The following is an 18,284-nucleotide window of genomic DNA, read 5'->3' on the forward strand; positions in this document are numbered from 1 at the left end:
TTTCAGCGATGGTGGCCGTCAACCCCGCGGGTCAGAATGGCTGCATGAACGAACCGGACCGGCTGGAACAGGCCCTGCACGCCGCCCGCGCGCTCGTCCTCGCCGACCTCGCCGCCCGGGACGTCGCCCAGGCCGAGGTCGTGTCGATGGTCGAGGACTCCGTCACGCACCGCCGCTGGTGGGTCGGGCAGTGGCCGGAGGGCGTCGGCTACCTCCCCGGGCTGGTCGCCCAGGACGTGCAGGACGCGCTGCTGGAGCGGTACGGGCGCTGGCCGCTGTGTCCCGTCTGCGACTCGGGCGACCCGCACGCCCTCGACGTCGAGCCGGAGCTGGGCCCCGACCCGCACTGGGTGTGCGGCCGGGCCGGCGTGGTGGTCGCCCCCGTGGGAGGGCTGGCATGACGCTGTACATCGACCCGCCGACCTGGCCCGGCCACGGCCGCATGTGGTCGCACCTGATCAGCGACACGTCCTTCGACGAGCTGCACGCGGCGGCCGCCGCGATCGGCGCCCCGCCCCGCGCCTTCGACGGCGACCACTACGACATCCCCGCGCACCGCTACGGCGACGCCGTGGCCGCCGGGGCGGTGGAGGTCGGCTCGAAGGAGATCGTGCGGCTGCTCAGGGCCGCCGGGCTGCGCCGCCCGAAGCACCTCCGGACGCCTTCGCCGTGACCCCGGCGGACGCGGCTCCGGCGGACGCGGCTCCGGCGGACGCGGTTCCGGCGGGGACTGCATCGGCGGGGGCCGGGGTGTCGGCGGGCATCGGGACCGCCCCCGGCGCGCCCGTGACGACGCGGCTCGGCGTACCCGCCTCCCGGCGGTGCAGCCGCAGCGCGACGCCCACGGCGAGCAGTGCGACGAGCGTCATGGCGCCGCCCGCCCAAGCGGTCGCCGGATAGCCGAGGCCGGCGTCGATGACGGTGCCGCCCAGCCACGGGCCGCCGGTGTTGCCGAGGTTGAACGCCGCCGTCGTGGTGGCGCCCGCGAGCGTCGGGGCGGCGCCGGCCACGTTGAACATCCGGGCGTTGAGCGCCGGCGCGGTGAAGAACGCCGAGACGCCCAGGAGGAACGACACCGCGACCGCCGCGACCGGGCTGCCGCCGAACAGGGCGAGCGCCGCGAGCAGCACCGTCGACGCGGTGATGCCGCTCAGCATCACCCCGAACAGGTGCGCGTCGGCGACCCGGCCGCCGACGGTCGTACCGACGAGCGCGCCGAGACCGAAGAGCCCCAGCACCGTCGGCACCCAGCCGGAGTCCAGCCCCGCCACGTCGGTGAGGAGCGGGGCCAGGTACGAGAAGGCGCAGAACACCCCGCCCGCGGCGAGCGCGGTGACCACCACGGCCAGCCACACCTGCCGGTCCCGGTAGATCGCCAGCTCCCGGCGGAGGGCCGGCCGCTCGGCGGGCAGCGGGATGCGCGGGATGCGCGTGACGACCCCGACGAGCGCGAGCGCGGAGGCGGCGCCGACCGCCCAGAACGCCGAGCGCCAGCCCAGGTGCTCACCGAGGAAGGCGCCCGCGGGCACGCCCAGGACGTTCGCGATCGACAGGCCGCCGATCATCACCGCCATCGCACGGGCCCGCGCCCCGGGCGCCACCATCGCGATGGCGACCGCCGCGCCGACGGCCCAGAACCCGGCGCAGGCCAGCGCGCTCACCACGCGGGACGCGAACAGCACCCCGTACGAGGGCGCGAGGGCGCCCGCCACCTGCCCGAGGCCGAACGTCGTGATCAGCGCGATCAGCGTCGTCCTGCGGGGCAGCCGCAGCGTCGCCACGGCGAGCAGCGGCGCGCCGACGACCATGCCGATCGCGAAGGCCGATATGAGGAGCCCGGCCTGCGGGATGGAGACGCCCATGTCCTCGGCGATGGGCGGCAGCAGCCCGGAGAGCATGAACTCGCTGGTGCCGAGCGCGAAGACGGACAGTCCGAGGATGTAGACGGCCGTCGGCATCCGGGCGGGAGCGGGCGCCGGCACCGGGGCCGGTACCGGAGCCGGTACCGGAGCCGGTACCGGAGTCGGAGCCGGCGCCGGCGCCGGCGCGGAGGACGACACGGGGGACGGCGCCGGGTCGCAGGCGGCGGAAGGGGCGGGTTCGGCGGCGGGTTCGGGCGGAAGATCGTCGTGGGGCGGCATGACAGGTGCGAACGCCGTCGGAGCCGCTTACATTCCCAGGAGTCCCAGCTCGGTCGCGAGGTTCCGGCGGGCCGCGGCCTCCCACCGCTCCGCCCCGTACGGGGTGCGGAACAGCCGCGGCAGGTCGAGGAGTTGCCGCAGTACGGCGGCCCGGCCGGTGCGGAACGCGTCGTCGGGGACGAAGCCGTACTCCTCGCGCACGGCGGCCGCGTAGGCGGCGTACGCCTCCGGCCCGCCGGCGAGGACCGCCAGGTCGGCGTCGCACAGCACCTCGCCGTCGCGGTCCCCGGGCGCCGGGTCGTGCGTGACGGTGAGCAGCACCAGCCGGGACACCTCCGCCGTGCGGCGCGCGTCGACGCCGAGTTCGGGCAGGGCCCGCTCGGCGAGGCGGGCGCTGCGCTCCTCGTTGGTGGAGCGGTCGGGGAGGTAGACCGCGTCGTGGAACCAGGCGGCGAGCTCCACGGCGGCCGGGTCGTCGGCGTGCCCGGCCAGCTCGTCGACGCGGCGGAGCACGGCGAGGAGGTGGTCGGTGGTGTGGTAGCGCCGCTGCGGCTCGGCCCAGCGGCCCAGCAGGTCGCGCAGGTACGGCTCCGGGTCCGGCAGCCCCGCGTCCTGCGACGGGTGCGCGTCGTGGGCGTGCGGGCCGTGCGGCGGCTGCGGGCTCCCCGTACGCGCCTCCCCGGCGGGCGCGTCCCGCGGCGGCTGCGGGGCGGGGTCGCCGGTGGGCGGGCGGCCCGCGTCCCGCGCCCGCCGGACGGTCGTCAGCCAGCGGGCGCGGAGCTCGTCGTGGGCGGGGTGCGGGGCGGGTGCGGCCATGGACCCATTGTGCCGGGCGCCCCTCCCCGCCCCGCCCCCGTCCGCGCTACGTCGCGGCCGTGAAGCCGCGCAGGCGCAGGCTGTTGCCGACGACGAAGACGGACGAGAACGCCATCGCCGCCCCGGCGATCATCGGGCTGAGGAAGCCCGCCGCCGCCAGCGGCAGCGCCGCCACGTTGTACGCGAACGCCCAGAACAGGTTCCCCTTGATCGTCCCGAGGGTGCGCCGGGAGAGCCGGATCGCGTCGGCGGCGGCCCGCAGGTCGCCCCGCACGAGGGTCAGGTCGCCCGCCTCGATCGCCGCGTCCGTACCGGTGCCCATCGCCAGGCCCAGGTCGGCCTGGGCGAGCGCCGCGGCGTCGTTCACGCCGTCGCCGACCATGGCGACGCTGCGGCCCTCGGCCTGGAGGCGCCGTACGACGTCGACCTTGTCCTGCGGCAGCACCTCGGCGATGACGTGCTCCCGGTCGATGCCGACCTCGGCGGCCACCGCCTCGGCGACGGTGCGGTTGTCGCCGGTGAGCAGGATCGGCGTGAGGCCCAGCGCGCGCAGCCTGCGGATCGCCTCGGCGCTGGTGTCCTTGACCGCGTCGGCGACCTCCAGGACCGCCCGCGCCTCGCCGTCCCAGGCGACGGCGACGGCGGTCCGGCCCGCCGCCTCCGCCGCGTCCCGGGCGCGGGCCAGCTCGTCCGGCAGGTCGATGGACCACGCCCCCAGCAGCTTCTCCCGGCCCACCAGCACCGCGTGGCCCTCGACGACGCCCTGCACGCCGAGGCCCGGCACGTTGGCGAAGTCCTCCACGGCGGGCAGGGAACCCGTCCGCTCCACCGCCCCGGCCGCGACGGCCCGGGCGACCGGATGCTCGGAGGCGTCCTCCAGGGCCCCGGCCAGGCGCAGCGCCTCGGCCTCGCCGACCGTGCCGGCGGTGTGGACGGCCAGGAGCGTCATCCGGCCGGTGGTGACGGTGCCGGTCTTGTCGAGGACGACGGTGTCGGCCCGGCGCGTGTTCTCCAGCACCTCGGGCCCCTTGATGAGGATGCCGAGCTGCGCGCCCCGGCCCGTGCCGACCATGAGGGCGGTGGGCGTGGCGAGCCCGAGGGCGCACGGGCAGGCGATGATCAGTACGGCGACGGCGGCGGTGAACGCCGCGGTCGCCCCGGCGCCGCTCAGCAGCCACCCGGCGAGGGTGGCGAGGGCCAGGACCATGACGACGGGGACGAACACGGCGGAGATCCGGTCGGCGAGCCGCTGGGCGGCGGCCTTGCCGTTCTGCGCGTCCTCCACCAGCTTCGCCATGCGGGCCAGCTGCGTGTCGGCGCCGACGCGGGTGGCCTCGACGACGAGCCGGCCGCCCGCGTTGAGCGTCGCGCCGGTGACCGCGTCGCCCACCGCCACCTCCACGGGGACGGACTCGCCGGTCAGCATCGAGGCGTCCACGGCGGACCGGCCCTCCACCACGGTGCCGTCCGTGGCGATCTTCTCCCCGGGGCGGACGACGAACCGGTCGCCGACCCGCAGCTCCTCCGCCGGTACGCGCACCTCGCGGCCGGCGCGCACCACGGTGACCTCCTTGGCGCCCAGCTCCATCAGCGCCCGCAGCGCCGCGCCCGCCTTCCGCTTGGAGCGGGCCTCGAAGTACCGGCCGGCGAGGATGAACGCCGTCACCCCGGCCGCCGCCTCCAGGTAGATGTTGCCGGCGCCGTCGGAGCGGGAGATGGTCAGCTCGAAGGGGTGCGTCATGCCCGTCATGCCGGCCGTGCCGAAGAACAGCGCCCACAGCGACCAGAGGAACGCGGCGGTCGTACCGACCGAGATGAGCGTGTCCATCGTCGCGGCGCCGTGCCGCAGGTTGGTCCAGGCGGCGCGGTGGAACGGCCAGCCCGCGTAGACGACCACGGGCGCGGCGAGCGCGAGGGAGAGCCACTGCCAGTTCGCGAACTGCAGCGGCGGGACCATCGCCATGGCCACGACGGGGACGGCGAGGGCGACGGCGGTCAGCAGCCGCTGCCGCAGGTCCCGCAGATCGTCGTCGGCCCTCTCGCCGACGGCGCTGCCGCCGCCGACGGCGACCGTGCCGTCGCCGGCCGCACCGCCGTCGCGCGCGCCCGCCGCCGCGGGGGGCGCGGGCGGGCGGGCGGTGTAGCCGGTCGCCTCGACCGTGGCGACGAGGTCCGCCACGGACACGTCGTCGCCCCGGTAGGTGACCTTGGCCTTCTCGGTGGCGTAGTTGACGGTGGCCTCGACACCGTCCATGCGGTTGAGCTTCTTCTCGACGCGCGCCGCGCAGGAGGCGCAGGTCATGCCGCCGATGGCGAGCTCGACCTCGGCGGTGCCGGGCGTGGTGGCGGGGCCGCTCATCTCGCGCTCATCTCCACTCCTCCGGATCCGGGTACCCGTGACCGGGACGGTACGCATACCCTGGGGGGGTATCCCTTCCCGGTCAGTGTATACCCCCCTCAGGTAACCGCGTCACCCCCGCGACCGCCACCCGGCGCCCACCCGCCACCGACCCCCAGACCGTCCGCCCGACACCCGCCATCCGTCCGCAGACCGTCCGCCCGGCGCCCACCGGCCGCCCACCCCCGGTACCCACCGTCCGCCCGCCCCGGGCGCCCGCCCCGGGCGCCCGGCGGGCGGTCGTCGGGCGCCCGGCGGAGTACGGATCGCCCACGGGGCGGGCGCCGTGGAGCCCCCACGCATTAGCATTGGACTAGACCTGTACGAGACCCGTGCGGGATCGACATCCACCTGCGAGGAATGGGGTCCGATGAGCAACCGTGCAGTGCTGGAGGTGATCGCCCTCGACGCCGAGGACGCCATCGCCGCCCAGGCCGGAGGGGCGGACCGCCTGGAGCTGGTCACCGACATGGCCGCCGACGGGCTCTCCCCGTCCCGCGAGACGTACGCCCGGATCCGCGCCGCCGTGGACATCCCGCTGCGCGTCATGCTCCGCCTCGGCACCGGCTTCGCCGCCGGGGACGTCGACGCGCTCGTCCGCGTCGCGGCCGAGCTGCGCTCGGAGGGCGCCGACGAGTTCGTCCTCGGCTTCCTCGACGCGTACGGCCACCCCGACCTCGACGCCCTGGAGCGGCTCGTCACCGAGCTGGACGGCTGCCGGTGGACCTTCCACCGCGCCATCGACCACTGCGCCGACCGCGGCGCCCTGCGCAAGCACCTCGCCGACCTGCCGGGCCTCGACACGTTCCTGACCGCCGGCTCCGCCTCCGGGGTCGACGCCGGCCTGTCCGTGCTGACCGCCGAGGCCGCGCAGCGCGACCTCCCCGGGTACGAAGCGGTCCTCCTCGTCGGCGGCGGCCTGCGCCTCGACCACGTCCCCGCGCTCCGCGCGGCCGGCGTCGACGCCTTCCACATCGGGGGCGCGGCCCGCCCGGCCGGCTGGTCCTCCCCGGTCGCCCCGGGCGCCGTGGGCGCCTGGCGCCGCGCCCTGGACGAGGCGGCCTGACCCGGCGGACCCGCCTCCCCGCCCGGCACGGCCCCCGGCTCGCACCCGGGCGGGCGGGCGGCCCGCCCGGGCGGCGGCTCAGGCGGCCAGGTGGTCCGGCAGCGGCGAGGCGTGGACGAGGGTCAGGCCGGAGACCGCGCGGGTGAGCGCCACGTACAGCCGCCGCAGCCCCGTCCGCTCGTCGGGCTCCCCGTGCACCACCGCCGCCGGCTCGTCCAGCACGACGTAGTCGTACTCCAGGCCCTTCGCCAGCGACGCGGGCACCAGTGTCAGGCGGGTCTGCGCGGAGGTCTCCTCGCCCGGCGCGAGGAAGCCGAGCCCCGCCCCCTCCAGCGCCGCCGCCAGCACCGGGACCCGCGCGTCGGCGGCGATGAGCCCGACGGACCCCTCCCGCGCCAGGTACGCGCGGCACGCCGCGACGACCGCCGCGTCCCGCTCCGCGTCGCCGACGGCCCGCACCTCCAGCGACCCCGGGTTCTCCCGCACCGACCGCACCTCGGCCAGGCCGGGCGCGATGTGCGGCAGCAGCCGCGAGGCGTACGCGATCACCTCGCGTGGTACGCGGAAGCCGGCCGTCAGCTCCTCCACCACGGCGTCCGGCTTGCCCAGGTGGCCCAGCGCCTCCGCCCAGCTGCGCGTCGCCCACGGCGTCGTGCCCTGCGCCAGGTCGCCCAGGACCGTCGCCGACCCGGTCGAGCAGCGCCGCCCCACCGCCCGGTACTGCATCGGCGACAGGTCCTGCGCCTCGTCGAGCACCACGTGCCCCAGCGAGTGGGTGCGCTCCACCAGGTCGGCCGCCTCGTCGACGAGGACGGCGTCCGCGGGCGACCACTTCGCCGACCGGACGCTCCGCGGCGGCCGCGTCCACAGGACGGCCTTCTGCTCCTCGTCGGTGAGGACGCCCCGGGCGTGCTCACCGAGGAAGTCCGCGTCGGACAGCAGCCGCAGCACCAGCTTCGCCGGGTCGACCGGCGGCCAGATCGCCTTGACCGCCGCCTTCACCGCCGGGTTGCGCGCCACCGCGTCCTGCACCCGGTCGTCCGGCGCCTCCCCGGCCTCCTCCATCCGCACCAGCACCGCGTGCGCGATGCGCCGCGGCAGCGCCTCACGGGCGGCGCCGTAGCGCATGTCGCGGGCGAGCAGCTCGCGGACGATCTCCTCCACCTCGTACGCCGGCACCCGCCACCGCCGCGAACCGCGCACCACGACGACCGGCTCGACGGGCGGCGTCACGTGCGAGCGGACCGCCCGCCGCAGTACCTCGGCCATCCGGGCGTCGCCCTTCACCACCGCCGACGCCGCCTCGTCCGCGCCCCGCACCTCGACGTGCGCACCGACCAGGTCGTCGACGGTCGACTGCCGCACCTCCAGCTCGCCCAGGGCGGGCAGCACCTGCTCGATGTACCGCAGGAACGAGCGGTTCGGGCCGATGACGAGCGTGCCCGTCCGCGCCAGCCGCTCCCGGTGCGCGTACAGCAGGTACGCCACCCGGTGCAGGCCCACGGCGGTCTTGCCGGTGCCGGGCCCGCCCTGCACGCACACCGTCCCCGACAGGCCGCTGCGGACGATCTCGTCCTGCTCGGGCTGGATGGTCGCGACGATGTCCCGCATCGGCCCCACGCGCGGCCGCTCGATCTCCGCCTGGAGCAGCCGGCTGGCGGTGTCCGCCTCGTCCGGGTCGGTCAGGTGCTCGTCCTCGTACGCGGTGAGCTCGCCGCCCGTGTAGCCGAACCGGCGACGCAGCCCGACGTCCTGCGGGTCCTTGCGCGACGCCCGGTAGAACGGCTGCGACACCGGGGCACGCCAGTCGATCACCATCGGGTCCCCGTCGCCGTCGTGGACGTGCCGCCGGCCGATGTAGAAGCGCTGCCCCTCCTGCGTGGTGTGCAGGTAGTCGAGCCGCCCGAAGAAGAGCGGCGTGTGGCTCAGGTCGGCGAGCGCCTTGACCCGCTCCTCGATCTGGCGGGAGAGGACGGCGGCGTTGACCCAGTTCGCGGTGACGTCCCGGATGTCGAGCGCCTCCACGTCCTCCCGCATGGCGCGCAGGGCGGCACGGGACGCCGCGAGGTGGGCGCGCTCGCGCGCGAGGGGGTCCGGGTCGGTCGCGGACATGGCGGTGCCTCCGGGCGGGACGATCAGGGGTGGGGACGGGGCCGTCCGGTTTCCGACCGGAGGGCGGCGCTCCCTGACGGGGAGGCGGGCAAGCGGGAGAGTGTACTGAGCCCCCACCGCCGGGGCGAACGCTTTTCCCCGCCCCCGCCCCCCGTCGCGGCACCCGCTCCCTCCTCCGTGACCCGCGCGGTCGCCCTGGCACCGCCTCGCCGAGCACGGTTCAAGGCCCGACGGGCCACCGTCGGCGGTACCCACCCCCCGCCCCGCACCTCGCACCCCGCAGCCCCAGCCCCCGAGCGCGCTGGTCCCGCGGCGGCTGTCCGGCCGCCCACGGGCCGGCCCCGCCTCTCGGCGGCTGGTCGCATCGGGGCACGGGAGCCGGCCACCAGCTCACCCTGGAGCCGTCTCCCGGCCGCCGCACCCGTGTCGCCGCGGTCGGAGCCGGGACGTCGATCCGCGCAGGCGCCCATGCGCGCCGCGTGAACCATTCGCGGTGCGGTCGCACGGACATTCCGCTTTTTCCCTCATCGCATCCCCCTGTTCGTCGCCGGCGCGCGGACGCCCGGCGTCGGGCTCGATTCGGGAGTGCGAGGGAAAGCGGTATCCGCATCGCTCCACCGGGAGATCCCAGGCTCCCCTGGGAGGCGGCCTTCATTTCCCCTCTCGAAACGAGTGGCCCCTACCGCCGTGAGCGTCGCCCACCTCGCTTCCCCACCACCGGGCCGTCCCTGGGGTGAGCCCGCGACAACGCGTCTACCAGGCGAATACAGGACGGACACCACCGATCGCGCCATCCGCTGTGGTCAACCGAGTCAGCACGACCGGTCGCAACTCGCCAGTGGATTCCAAGCCATGCTCAACGCCTTTATCCAGCCGCACATTCCGGCGCCACACTCCACGACCCGGCGTAATTATATGAAGAGTTGGTAGTGTCCCCGGGGCAAGCAGCCCCATACACGCACCACTTCGCGCCTCTTTGTGGTCCATCCCAACGGACACGCCTGAATTCGCCCCACCGATGAGCGCCGACCTTCCCGCCCACAGCTCACACAAGGACGACTCCCTTATGCAGACAACCTTCTGGAGCCGACGCCGCGTGCTCGGTGCGCTCGCCGCCACCACCGCCGTGGCCGCCACACCCTCGGCGCTCCTCGCCCCGGTCGCCGCCGCGACGGGGGCCACGACGCCGCAGCCGTTCCCGCTGCCGGACACGGAGCGGGCCAAGGCGGTCAGAGCCTGGATATCGGGTGGAAGAGGCGTCAAGGCCGCAGCCTCGCGGGCCCTGCTCGGCTCCGACAGCGAGATCCAGTCCTTCCTTGCCGAGACGCTCCCGTACCAGACCGTGCAGGACAACCGCGTGGCCGTCATCAGCTCCCTGGACCGCGCGGGCAAGGGGCTGCGCCGTGAGGCGGTCGCCGCCCTCGACAACGGTGACGCCGCCATCTCCGAGTTCCTGAGGGGAGGCTTCCAGCCCGCCATCCTCGAGGACCTCCGGGTGGCCACGACCATCGTGTCGGCCACCGGCGACAGGGCGGTCCGGCGAGAGGCCACCGCCGCCCTCGACGTCGGCAGCCACGCCGCCCTGACCGAGTTCCTCACCGACACGCAGTACGACGCACGCCTGGAGGACGCCCGGGTCCAGGTGTCCTTCATGCTGACGCAGGCGGGACCGGAGGTGCGCAAGTACGCCGACCGCGCCCTCAGCGGCACCGCGTCCGACGTGGAGTGGTTCATCGAGACCGGGCAGCACATCGCCCGGGCCCGGGACCAGGAGTCGGCGAAGATCGAGGAGCTCGTCGCGGTCGTCCAGCGGGAGGGCAAGCGCGCCGAGAGCCAGACGAACCTGGCCGTCGAGGCCTCCGCACGCGCCCAGACCGCTGCCCAGAAGGCGAAGGAGGCGGCGGAGAAGGCCGCCGCCGAGGCCGCCGCCGCCAAGGACGACGTCCAGAAGTCCGGGGCGGCGGCCCGCAAGGCGGCGAGCGCCGCCAAGGGCGCGGCGGACGCCGCCCGTAACGCCATCAACGCCTCGAACGCCGCAGTGACGGCGTCCCGCCGCGCCTCCTCCGCCGCAGCCGGCGCCGCCCAGGCCGCCGCGAACGCCGGCAGCGCCGCCTCCCGCGCCTACCACGCCGCGATCGGCGCCTCAAAGGACGCCGGCAAGGCCGAGGCAGCCAAGAACGCGGCGGTCGCCGCACGCAACGCCGCCGCCCAGGCGCGCACCGCGGCCAAGGCCGCCGACCAGGCGGCCATCGCCGGAAGCCAGGCTGCCGCCGCCGGTTCCGCCGCCGCCTCCGCCGCACGCAACTCCGCCGCCGCCGCGAACGCCGCCGCCCAGGCCGGCGCCGCCGCCGGCGCCGCGCAGTCGGAGGCCGCGGAGGCCAAGCGCCAGGCCGCGATCGCGTCCACCGCCGCGAACCGGGCCACCAACGCCGCGTCCACCGCCCAGGCCCTCGCCAACACCGCGGCCGCGGCCGCGCGCACCGCCAGGGACGCCGCCAACTCCGCCGCGGACCACGCCGACAGGGCCGCCGCCGCCGCCGAGGAGGCCGTGAAGTACGCGGGCAAGGCCGTCGACTACGCCAACAGGTCGACCGCCCACGCGGCGGCGGCCGTCCAAGCCGCCAACACGGCCACCAAGGCGGTCTCGGACGCCCTCCTGGTGGAGCAGAACGCGCGGAAGGCCGAGGCGGAAACCCTCGAGCAGGACAAACTGCAGGCCATCGACGAGGTCAGGCTGCTCGCCGAGATCGAGGCGAAGGAGCTGGCCGCCTACCGGAACAAGCTCGCCCAGGCCCAGCAGACCGATCAGGCGACCAGGGACCTGATCGCCAAGGCGGAGCAGGCGCTGGCGGCGAACGACTTGCCGGTCGCGGCGGTCGAGGGGCGCAAGGCGGCCGTCGCCCTGCTCGACTCCCGAGGCGCCTGGACCCGCCAGGCGGCCCAGTTCGCCCTCTCCGGCACGGACGACGACGTGTTCGCCTGGATCGACCTCGACCGGCTCCTGGCCCAGCAGCAGGACGACCGGGAGACCACGCTCCACGTGGCCACGGTCGCCGGCCCCAAGATCGCCGAGGCGGCCAAGGCCGCCCTGGAGAGCCCCGAGTCCACAGCGGTCGGGGACTTCCTCACCGGCGGGATGAAGAGGGCCTCGGACGAGGACAACCGGGTCGCCATCGTTCGCATCCTGGGCACGAACCCCGGGAAGGCCGTCACCGCCGCGGCGAACAAGGCCCTCGACATCAACACCACCGAGTCGCTGCAGAGGTTCTTCGACCACGAGTACCCCGAGGCGATCCGGGAGGACGACGCGGTCCACACCATCTCCCTGATGAACACCGGGGGTGCCTACACCAAGGCGTACGCCGAGGTGGCCATGGAGGGGCCCACCTGGATGCGCCGCAACTTCGTCTCCCTGGTGCAGTTCCGGACGGCCCAGCTCGACCACGACACCGCCACCCATGTCGCCGCGATCCGCGGCGCCATCGCAGCCGCGGCGAAGATCGCCGAAAAGGCCCAGGAGAACGCCGCCCTGGCGTCGAAGGCCGCCGCCGACGCCCGTAGCGCCGCCGCCGAGGCCAAGGCGTGGGCGGCCAAGGCACTCGACGCCGCGGCCAAGGCCGACAGCTACGCCGACGAGGCGCGGCGGAACGCGGACGCGGCCGACAAGTCCGCGGCCGAGGCCAAGGCGTCCGCGAGCAGGGCGAGCACGGCGGCGTCGACCGCCCGTGGCGCCGCCCGCACCGCGAACTACGCGGCGAACAAGGCGATGGACTCCGCCCGGTCCGCCCTCAGGTCCTCCTCCAACGCCCAGGCGTCGGCCGCCAGCGCCCGAGCTTCCGCGATCGCCGCGGGCAAGGACGCGGCGACGGCGGCGGCCGCGGCCACCGAGGCCCGGCAGATCGCAGCCGCCAAGCGCGAGGCCGAGGTCAAGGCCGCGGCCCAGGCGGCCGCCGAGAAGGCCCGCCGTGAGCGGGACGCCAAGACCAACCCGGCCGACCAGGGCACCAACGACCAGATCAACCCCAACGGGACGAGCACGGACGCCGACGAGTGGTGGAACGACGCCGGCTTCTACGCCGACGCGTTCAACGCGATCAGCGTCGGCGCCGGGTTCCTGGCCGCGGGCTGCGCCCTCGCCTCCTTCGTGTTCCCCCCGGCGGCCGGAGCCGCCGGCTTCTTCGCCGCGGTGTCGATGGGCGCCGCGGGCCTCGGCACCCTCTTCACCGGGATCGAGCACGGCTTCTCCAGCGGCCAGTTCATCGACTCCGCCATCAACACCGGCCTGAGCCTGGTCACCTTCGGGCAGTCCAGGTGGATCGGCGCAGCGGACAAGGCGCTCGGCGGCAAGCTCATCAAGCCCGTCGTCGGCAAGATCGCCGACGTCGGGGAGGACGTCGTGTCAGGGGCCACCAAGGTCCTGTCGTCCATCTTCTGACCTGCTCGCGGCGCTCGGCCCGCCGGCCGGGCCCGCACGGTCTCTGCCCCGGTACGGACGTTCCGGCGCCGGCGAGCCCGGCGCCGGTGTCCCGGACGGCCTCTCACGCCAAGTCATCGGGGCAGCCACGCCCAAAAGAAAGGTATGACCATAATGCAGGCGATACGACCTGGACGGCCCGGACGGAGACGTGCCCGGTCGACCGTGCTGGCCGTGGTGGCCATGGTGACGCTGGGGCTCACCACGACCGGTATGAGCCCGGCGCCGCAGGCGGCCCAGGGCAAGCCGCAGCGGGTGGACAGGGCCGCCCCGGTGGCTCCGCCGGTCACCGCGCCCGCGGAGACCACCCCGTTCCGGGTGCAGTCCGAAGAGCGCTGCGAGCCCACGCCGGCAGGCTCGAAGGAGCGCCGTGCCGGCGCCGTCGAGTCCTGTGTGACGATCACCCCGGCCCCGGCGCCCGCGAAGGCGCAGTACCGGGCGGCCGGTGCCGCAGCTACCGCCGCCGCCGGCAGCTGCGACATCACCAACCCCGGCAACTACGGCTACGAACGCTTCTCGTACTGCGTGACCGGCATCAACGTCATTTACATCCTCCGCGACAGCAGGGGCCTGGAGATCGGACGCGGCGTCCTGGAGGTCTCGACCGGCGCCGACCTGTCCCCGACCGCCACAACCTGGAGCGAGCAGGTCACCGTCAGGATGACGGCCGCGTCCGGCGATGTGACCTCCCTGAACGCCAAGTTCAAGGCATCCTGTGACGCAGGGTGCACGGTCACCAAGTCCATGCCCTGGTACGTCGGCGCCATCTCGCTCGGCAAGACCCTCACCGGCAGCGTCACCTACTCCTCGCCCCGGACGACGGGTTCCTCCGCCTCCTTCCACACGTCCTACGCGATGTACGTGACGTCTCCGGGTGCGACGGCGACCGACCCCAACGCGTCGTGGAAGAACGCGCGTCAGATCAGGTGCGACGACGCAGTCGGCGGCACTTCGGTGGCGGGCTGTGCCGTCCCCTCCGTCATGGCCGTCGTGCCGATGAAGGCGACGAGCGCGGACGCGGGCGGCGCCGTGGCCGCCTACGGCTGGGCCCAGAAGAACCTCAACGGCGCCTGGGGGAAGAAGGGCAGCCCCCTTACCCGGTCGACAAGCGGCGTGGCCGCCCGTACCGCCAGCACGTGCGGTGGCTTCACCGCCGAGACGGATCTCGTCGACGCCGACTCCTGCGGTGACTTCCCGTTCGGTGAGGCGAAGGAGGGCGGTGCTCCCGGCGCGCAGTGCGCCGAGGTGATCCCCAATCTCGGCAACGGCGAATGGGACACGTACATCCTGAACAACGCCCATGCGCACGACCCCGCCGCACCCTGCGTTCAGGCCCATGTCACGCCCACCGAGAAGCAGTTCGCGGACACGCAGCTCGGCGACGGCTTCAGGGGCCAGCGGGTGATCGACGGTGACCGGTTCGAGCTGCCGATCTCGACGCCCGACACGACAGGGCAGGCCGACTGCCTGGCCGCCCAAGCGCCGACCGGTTCGCTGCCCAACGGTGACGGCTGGTTCTGGAACACCACCGAGGCGGTTCCGCTCGTCAACAAGACCGTCCCGACAAGCGGACCCGGACTGCGGCCGACCCGGGCGCAGGCGTGCCTGGGTCGGAATACCCGCGGCGGGACCGGAACCAGTAACCCCGTCACCGGCATGGAGGATGCGGAGGCGTTCAAGATCGCGGCCGGTGTCACCTATTCGCAGGACCGGTGCCACCTCATCGCAAGAATCCTCGGCGGCCAGGGCACGAGTGAACGCACTCGCCGCAACCTCGTCCCTTGCTGGCATTCCGGGATGAACACGGGCACGCCCAGCATGCGGACGTTCGAGGACCAGACGCGGAACCTGATCAAGGGCCCTCTCGCCGCCTTCGGGGCGAACGACGCGGTCTTCTACGAGGTGACACCCGTCTACAAGGACGCAAGCAGCACCATCCCGCTGGGTGTCACGATGCACGCGACGATACAACGGGCGAACGGGACAACCGAGGAACTGTTCCCCAACGTCTACGTCACCAACACCTACCAGAACACCGGGACGCTCAACCTCGGTAACTGATTCACCAGTGCGCGCCAACGGGAGCCTGTATGAGTCTCACCACCCCACCGCGGCCGTTCGACATCACCTCGCTCTTCCCTCAACTGGCCCCGCTGGCGCGCACGGCGACCCGGCTGCACCCGCGCCCCGGGTCGCCGACGGTGCACGACAGCTCCGTCGGCGGGCCGCTGCTGTGGCCCGCCGGCGAGCCGTGGCCGTACTGCGACGAGCCGCACGACAGGCACGCGTCGCAGGCGGTCCACTCGCCGGACGATGTCCGGCTGCTCCGCCGCGATCTCGCCGCCGCGGAGGAGCGGCTGCGTCTCGACCCCGAGGCACCCGAGGTCACCCCGGAGGAACGGGAGAACTGGGAGCGGATCAAGGTGGGCCGCGCGTGGTTCGACGGCCCGATCCCCCTACTTCCCGTCGCCCAGCTCTACGCGCGTGACGTTCCCTTCACGTGTCCGCCCGACGCGGATCTCCTCCAGGTTCTGTGGTGCCCCTTCGACCACGCCGAACGCGCCCACCCCACGACCGCACTCTTCTGGCGCTCCTTCGCCGCCGTCGCCGACGTCCTCGACGCACCGCCCGAGCCGCCGGTCATCCAGTCCCAGTGGTACCTCCCGGAGCCGTGCCTGTTCTCACCGGAACAGGTCACGGACTTCCCCCATCCCTCGGAGCTGCCCGAGGAGTTGCGCGCCCAGCTGGAAGACATGAGCAGATGGGAGTCGGTCGACCCCGCGCTGTACAGCAGTTACGCGTACGACCCGGGCGAGCTCTATCTGAACAACCTCTCCACCGCCCCCGGCTGGAAGACCGGCGGCTGGACCGGCTGGGGCCTCGGCGACCCCGTCGACCGCTCCTGCCCCGAATGCGGCACCGAGGAGGTCCCGCTCCTCACCATCGCCTCCTCGGAATGGGACGGCGGCAGCGGGACCTGGATCGCCGAGGAGGACCGGACGACCCCGGCCGCGCCTCCCCTGGGCACCCGGGACGGCAACTTCACCTTGATCGACATCGCCGGCGGCTACACTCTCCAGCTCCACGCCTGCCCGGTGTCCCCGCACCATCCGCACATCGAACTGGTCCAATAGCAGCGCGCCTCCCGGGCCAGCCGGAGGAGTGAGGCGGGCGGTACGACCCGTAGGGGACGGCGTATGCCTGGAGTCGTACGCGGGCGGCTCGGCGGTTCAGCCCCGGGGGCGAGGGAATCGGGGGCGCGGCGGCCCACCATGGAGACATGAGCGCAGCGACCTTCACCCCCGCGTCCGGTACCGCCCCCCGCCCCCGCGCCGGCGAGCCGTCCGGCGCCGCCGACCTGCCCGGCTCCCGGATCGGCGGGGCCCTGCGCGCGGTGCGGGTCTTCACCGCGGCGGCCTTCGGCGTGGCCGTCCTCGGCGCGTACGACGCCGAGGCGGCGGGCGTCGTACGCCGCCACTGACCCACCCGCGGGCCCGGCCACTGACCCCCGCCCGAGGCCCGACCCGGCCCCGGGCGGGCACCGGGGGAGGCCCAGCGACACGCACCCGGCAGGCCCCCCGCCGCCCCGCCGCCCCGCGCCGGAGCTCTCAGGCGCCGCTGAGGAGGTCCCCCGCGTCGACGATCCGGTACGCGTACCCCTGCTCCGCCAGGAACCGCTGCCGGTGCGCGGCGAAGTCCTGGTCGATGGTGTCCCGTGCGACGACCGAGTAGAAGTGTGCCTGGTGCCCGTCCGCCTTGGGGCGCAGGACCCGTCCGAGCCGCTGCGCCTCCTCCTGGCGCGAGCCGAACGTCCCCGACACCTGGATGGCGACGGTCGCCTCCGGCAGGTCGATCGAGAAGTTCGCGACCTTCGACACGACGAGGACGCTCAACTCGCCGTTGCGGAACGCGTCGAACAGCTTCTCGCGCTGCGCGTTCGACGTCTCGCCCTTGATGACGGGCGCGCCCAGGTGCTCGCCCAGCTCGTCCAGCTGGTCGATGTACTGGCCGATGACGAGGATCTGCTGCCCGGCGAACTTCCGCACGATCGCCTCGGTCACCCGGCGCTTGGTGTCCGTCGTCGCGCAGAACCGGTACTTCTCCTCGCTCTCCGCCGTGGCGTACGCGAGCCGCTCGGACTCGGTCAGGTCGACGCGGACCTCGACGCAGTCGGCGGGCGCGATGTACCCCTGCGCCTCGATCTCCTTCCACGGCGCGTCGAACCGCTTCGGCCCGATCAGCGAGAACACGTCCGACTCGCGCCCGTCCTCGCGGACCAGCGTCGCGGTCAGCCCGAGCCGCCGCCGGGCCTGGAGGTCGGCGGTGAACTTGAACACCGGCGCGGGCAGCAGGTGCACCTCGTCGTAGACGATCAGGCCCCAGTCCCGCGAGTCGAACAGCTCCAGGTGCGGGTAGACGCCCTTCCGCCGGGTCGTCAGCACCTGGTACGTGGCGATGGTGACGGGCCGGATCTCCTTGCGGGTCCCGCTGTACTCGCCGATCTCGTCCTCGGTGAGCGAGGTCCGCTTGACCAGCTCGTGCTTCCACTGCCGCGCGGAGACGGTGTTCGTGACGAGGATCAGCGTCGTCGCCTTGGCCTGCGCCATCGCGCCGGCGCCCACGAGGGTCTTGCCGGCGCCGCACGGCAGCACCACCACGCCCGACCCGCCGTGCCAGAACCCCTCGACGGCCTGCTTCTGGTACGGGCGCAGCTCCCAGCCGTCCTCGTCCAGCTCGATGGGGTGCGCCTCGCCGTCGACGTACCCGGCGAGGTCCTCCGCCGGCCAGCCGAGCTTCAGCAGCGTCTGCTTGATCTGGCCGCGCTCGGAGGGGTGGACGGCGACCGTGTCCGGGTCGAGGCGCTCCCCGACGAGCGGCTTGATCCGCTTCGACCGGAGCACCTCCTCCAGCACGGGCCGGTCGGTCGTGGTCAGCACGAGGCCGTGCACGGGGTGCTTGCCGAGGCTCAGCCGCCCGTACCGCGCCATCGTCTCGGCGACGTCCACGAGCAGCGCGTGCGGCACGGGGTAGCGCGAGTACTCGACCAGGGCGTCCACGACCTGCTCGGCGTCGTGCCCGGCGGCGCGGGCGTTCCACAGGCCGAGCGGCGTCAGGCGGTAGGTGTGGATGTGCTCCGGCGCCCGCTCCAGCTCGGCGAAGGGCGCGATGGCCCGCCGGCAGGCGTCGGCCCGCTCGTGGTCCACTTCGAGCAGGAGTGTCTTGTCGCTCTGGACGATCAACGGTCCGTTCACGCCTCACCCTTTCCGTACGGCCCCG

General features: G+C 74.2%; 12 protein-coding genes. 7 read left to right on the top strand and 5 right to left on the bottom strand.

Annotated elements, in window-relative coordinates:
* Positions 1-44: 44 nt before the first annotated feature.
* Positions 45-401 (top strand): hypothetical protein, encoded by a 357-nt coding sequence (locus LPA54_RS05195; protein WP_228974218.1) that lies wholly within the window; start codon positions 45-47, stop codon positions 399-401.
* Positions 398-673, top strand: a complete 276-nt coding sequence (locus LPA54_RS05200) for a DUF4031 domain-containing protein (protein WP_228974220.1) — start codon at positions 398-400, stop codon at positions 671-673. The genes LPA54_RS05195 and LPA54_RS05200 overlap by 4 nt, the downstream gene beginning before the upstream one ends.
* Here LPA54_RS05200 and LPA54_RS05205 read toward each other — a convergent pair.
* The 3 genes from LPA54_RS05205 to LPA54_RS05215 form a co-directional block, all read right to left on the bottom strand.
* Positions 621-1,958 (bottom strand): Cmx/CmrA family chloramphenicol efflux MFS transporter, encoded by a 1,338-nt coding sequence (locus LPA54_RS05205; RefSeq protein WP_228974222.1) that lies wholly within the window; start codon positions 1,956-1,958, stop codon positions 621-623. The two genes, LPA54_RS05200 and LPA54_RS05205, sit on opposite strands and share 53 nt — an antisense overlap.
* A 210-nt stretch (positions 1,959-2,168) precedes the next feature.
* Positions 2,169-2,957: a hypothetical protein gene (locus LPA54_RS05210; RefSeq protein ID WP_228974223.1), complete on the bottom strand. Its 789-nt coding sequence runs from the start codon at positions 2,955-2,957 to the stop codon at positions 2,169-2,171.
* Positions 2,958-3,003: 46 nt separating this feature from the next.
* Positions 3,004-5,316 carry a cation-translocating P-type ATPase gene (locus LPA54_RS05215; protein ID WP_228974225.1) on the bottom strand — a complete coding sequence of 771 codons (2,313 nt, stop codon included), beginning with the start codon at positions 5,314-5,316 and terminating at the stop codon, positions 3,004-3,006.
* 409 nt (positions 5,317-5,725) lie between these two features.
* Between LPA54_RS05215 and LPA54_RS05220 the strand changes: the two genes are divergently transcribed.
* Positions 5,726-6,421 carry a copper homeostasis protein CutC gene (locus LPA54_RS05220; protein WP_228974227.1) on the top strand — a complete coding sequence of 232 codons (696 nt, stop codon included), beginning with the start codon at positions 5,726-5,728 and terminating at the stop codon, positions 6,419-6,421.
* 78 nt (positions 6,422-6,499) lie between these two features.
* Here the strand turns inward: LPA54_RS05220 and LPA54_RS05225 are convergent, their stop codons facing one another.
* On the bottom strand, positions 6,500-8,533 hold the full coding sequence (locus tag LPA54_RS05225; protein ID WP_228974229.1) for a UvrD-helicase domain-containing protein: 2,034 nt from the start codon (positions 8,531-8,533) through the stop codon (positions 6,500-6,502).
* 1,066 nt (positions 8,534-9,599) lie between these two features.
* On the opposite strand from LPA54_RS05225, the gene LPA54_RS05230 reads away from it, so the two are divergent.
* The 4 genes from LPA54_RS05230 (at position 9,600) to LPA54_RS05245 (ending at position 16,488) form a co-directional block, all read left to right on the top strand.
* Positions 9,600-12,968 carry an ALF repeat-containing protein gene (locus tag LPA54_RS05230; protein WP_228974231.1) on the top strand — a complete coding sequence of 1,123 codons (3,369 nt, stop codon included), beginning with the start codon at positions 9,600-9,602 and terminating at the stop codon, positions 12,966-12,968.
* 222 nt (positions 12,969-13,190) lie between these two features.
* The gene (locus LPA54_RS05235) at positions 13,191-15,068 is read left to right on the top strand and encodes a DNA/RNA non-specific endonuclease (protein ID WP_228974391.1); all 1,878 of its coding nucleotides are present in this window, start codon (positions 13,191-13,193) and stop codon (positions 15,066-15,068) included.
* Positions 15,069-15,097: 29 nt separating this feature from the next.
* Complete coding sequence (locus tag LPA54_RS05240) at positions 15,098-16,141, top strand: hypothetical protein (RefSeq protein WP_228974233.1); 1,044 nt, start codon at positions 15,098-15,100, stop codon at positions 16,139-16,141.
* A gap of 146 nt (positions 16,142-16,287) precedes the next feature.
* Positions 16,288-16,488, top strand: a complete 201-nt coding sequence (locus LPA54_RS05245) for a hypothetical protein (protein WP_228974235.1) — start codon at positions 16,288-16,290, stop codon at positions 16,486-16,488.
* Between the two features lie 127 nt (positions 16,489-16,615).
* On the opposite strand, the gene LPA54_RS05250 is transcribed toward LPA54_RS05245, so the two are convergent.
* Positions 16,616-18,259, bottom strand: a complete 1,644-nt coding sequence (locus LPA54_RS05250) for a DNA repair helicase XPB (protein ID WP_228974238.1) — start codon at positions 18,257-18,259, stop codon at positions 16,616-16,618.
* Positions 18,260-18,284: the final 25 nt, after the last annotated feature.

Source organism: Streptomyces sp. DH12 (genome assembly GCF_020873895.1).
GTDB lineage: Bacteria > Actinomycetota > Actinomycetes > Streptomycetales > Streptomycetaceae > Streptomyces.

What these genes read in the sequence shown, in the direction of transcription:
- LPA54_RS05195 (WP_228974218.1), top strand. Translation starts at nt 45, where the DNA reads ATGAACGAACCGGACCGGCTGGAACAGGCCCTGCACGCCGCCCGCGCG.
- LPA54_RS05200 (WP_228974220.1), top strand. Translation starts at nt 398, where the DNA reads ATGACGCTGTACATCGACCCGCCGACCTGGCCCGGCCACGGCCGCATG.
- LPA54_RS05205 (WP_228974222.1), bottom strand. Translation starts at nt 1,958, where the DNA reads ATGCCGACGGCCGTCTACATCCTCGGACTGTCCGTCTTCGCGCTCGGC.
- LPA54_RS05210 (WP_228974223.1), bottom strand. Translation starts at nt 2,957, where the DNA reads ATGGCCGCACCCGCCCCGCACCCCGCCCACGACGAGCTCCGCGCCCGC.
- LPA54_RS05215 (WP_228974225.1), bottom strand. Translation starts at nt 5,316, where the DNA reads ATGAGCGGCCCCGCCACCACGCCCGGCACCGCCGAGGTCGAGCTCGCC.
- LPA54_RS05220 (WP_228974227.1), top strand. Translation starts at nt 5,726, where the DNA reads ATGAGCAACCGTGCAGTGCTGGAGGTGATCGCCCTCGACGCCGAGGAC.
- LPA54_RS05225 (WP_228974229.1), bottom strand. Translation starts at nt 8,533, where the DNA reads ATGTCCGCGACCGACCCGGACCCCCTCGCGCGCGAGCGCGCCCACCTC.
- LPA54_RS05230 (WP_228974231.1), top strand. Translation starts at nt 9,600, where the DNA reads ATGCAGACAACCTTCTGGAGCCGACGCCGCGTGCTCGGTGCGCTCGCC.
- LPA54_RS05235 (WP_228974391.1), top strand. Translation starts at nt 13,191, where the DNA reads ATGGTGACGCTGGGGCTCACCACGACCGGTATGAGCCCGGCGCCGCAG.
- LPA54_RS05240 (WP_228974233.1), top strand. Translation starts at nt 15,098, where the DNA reads ATGAGTCTCACCACCCCACCGCGGCCGTTCGACATCACCTCGCTCTTC.
- LPA54_RS05245 (WP_228974235.1), top strand. Translation starts at nt 16,288, where the DNA reads ATGAGCGCAGCGACCTTCACCCCCGCGTCCGGTACCGCCCCCCGCCCC.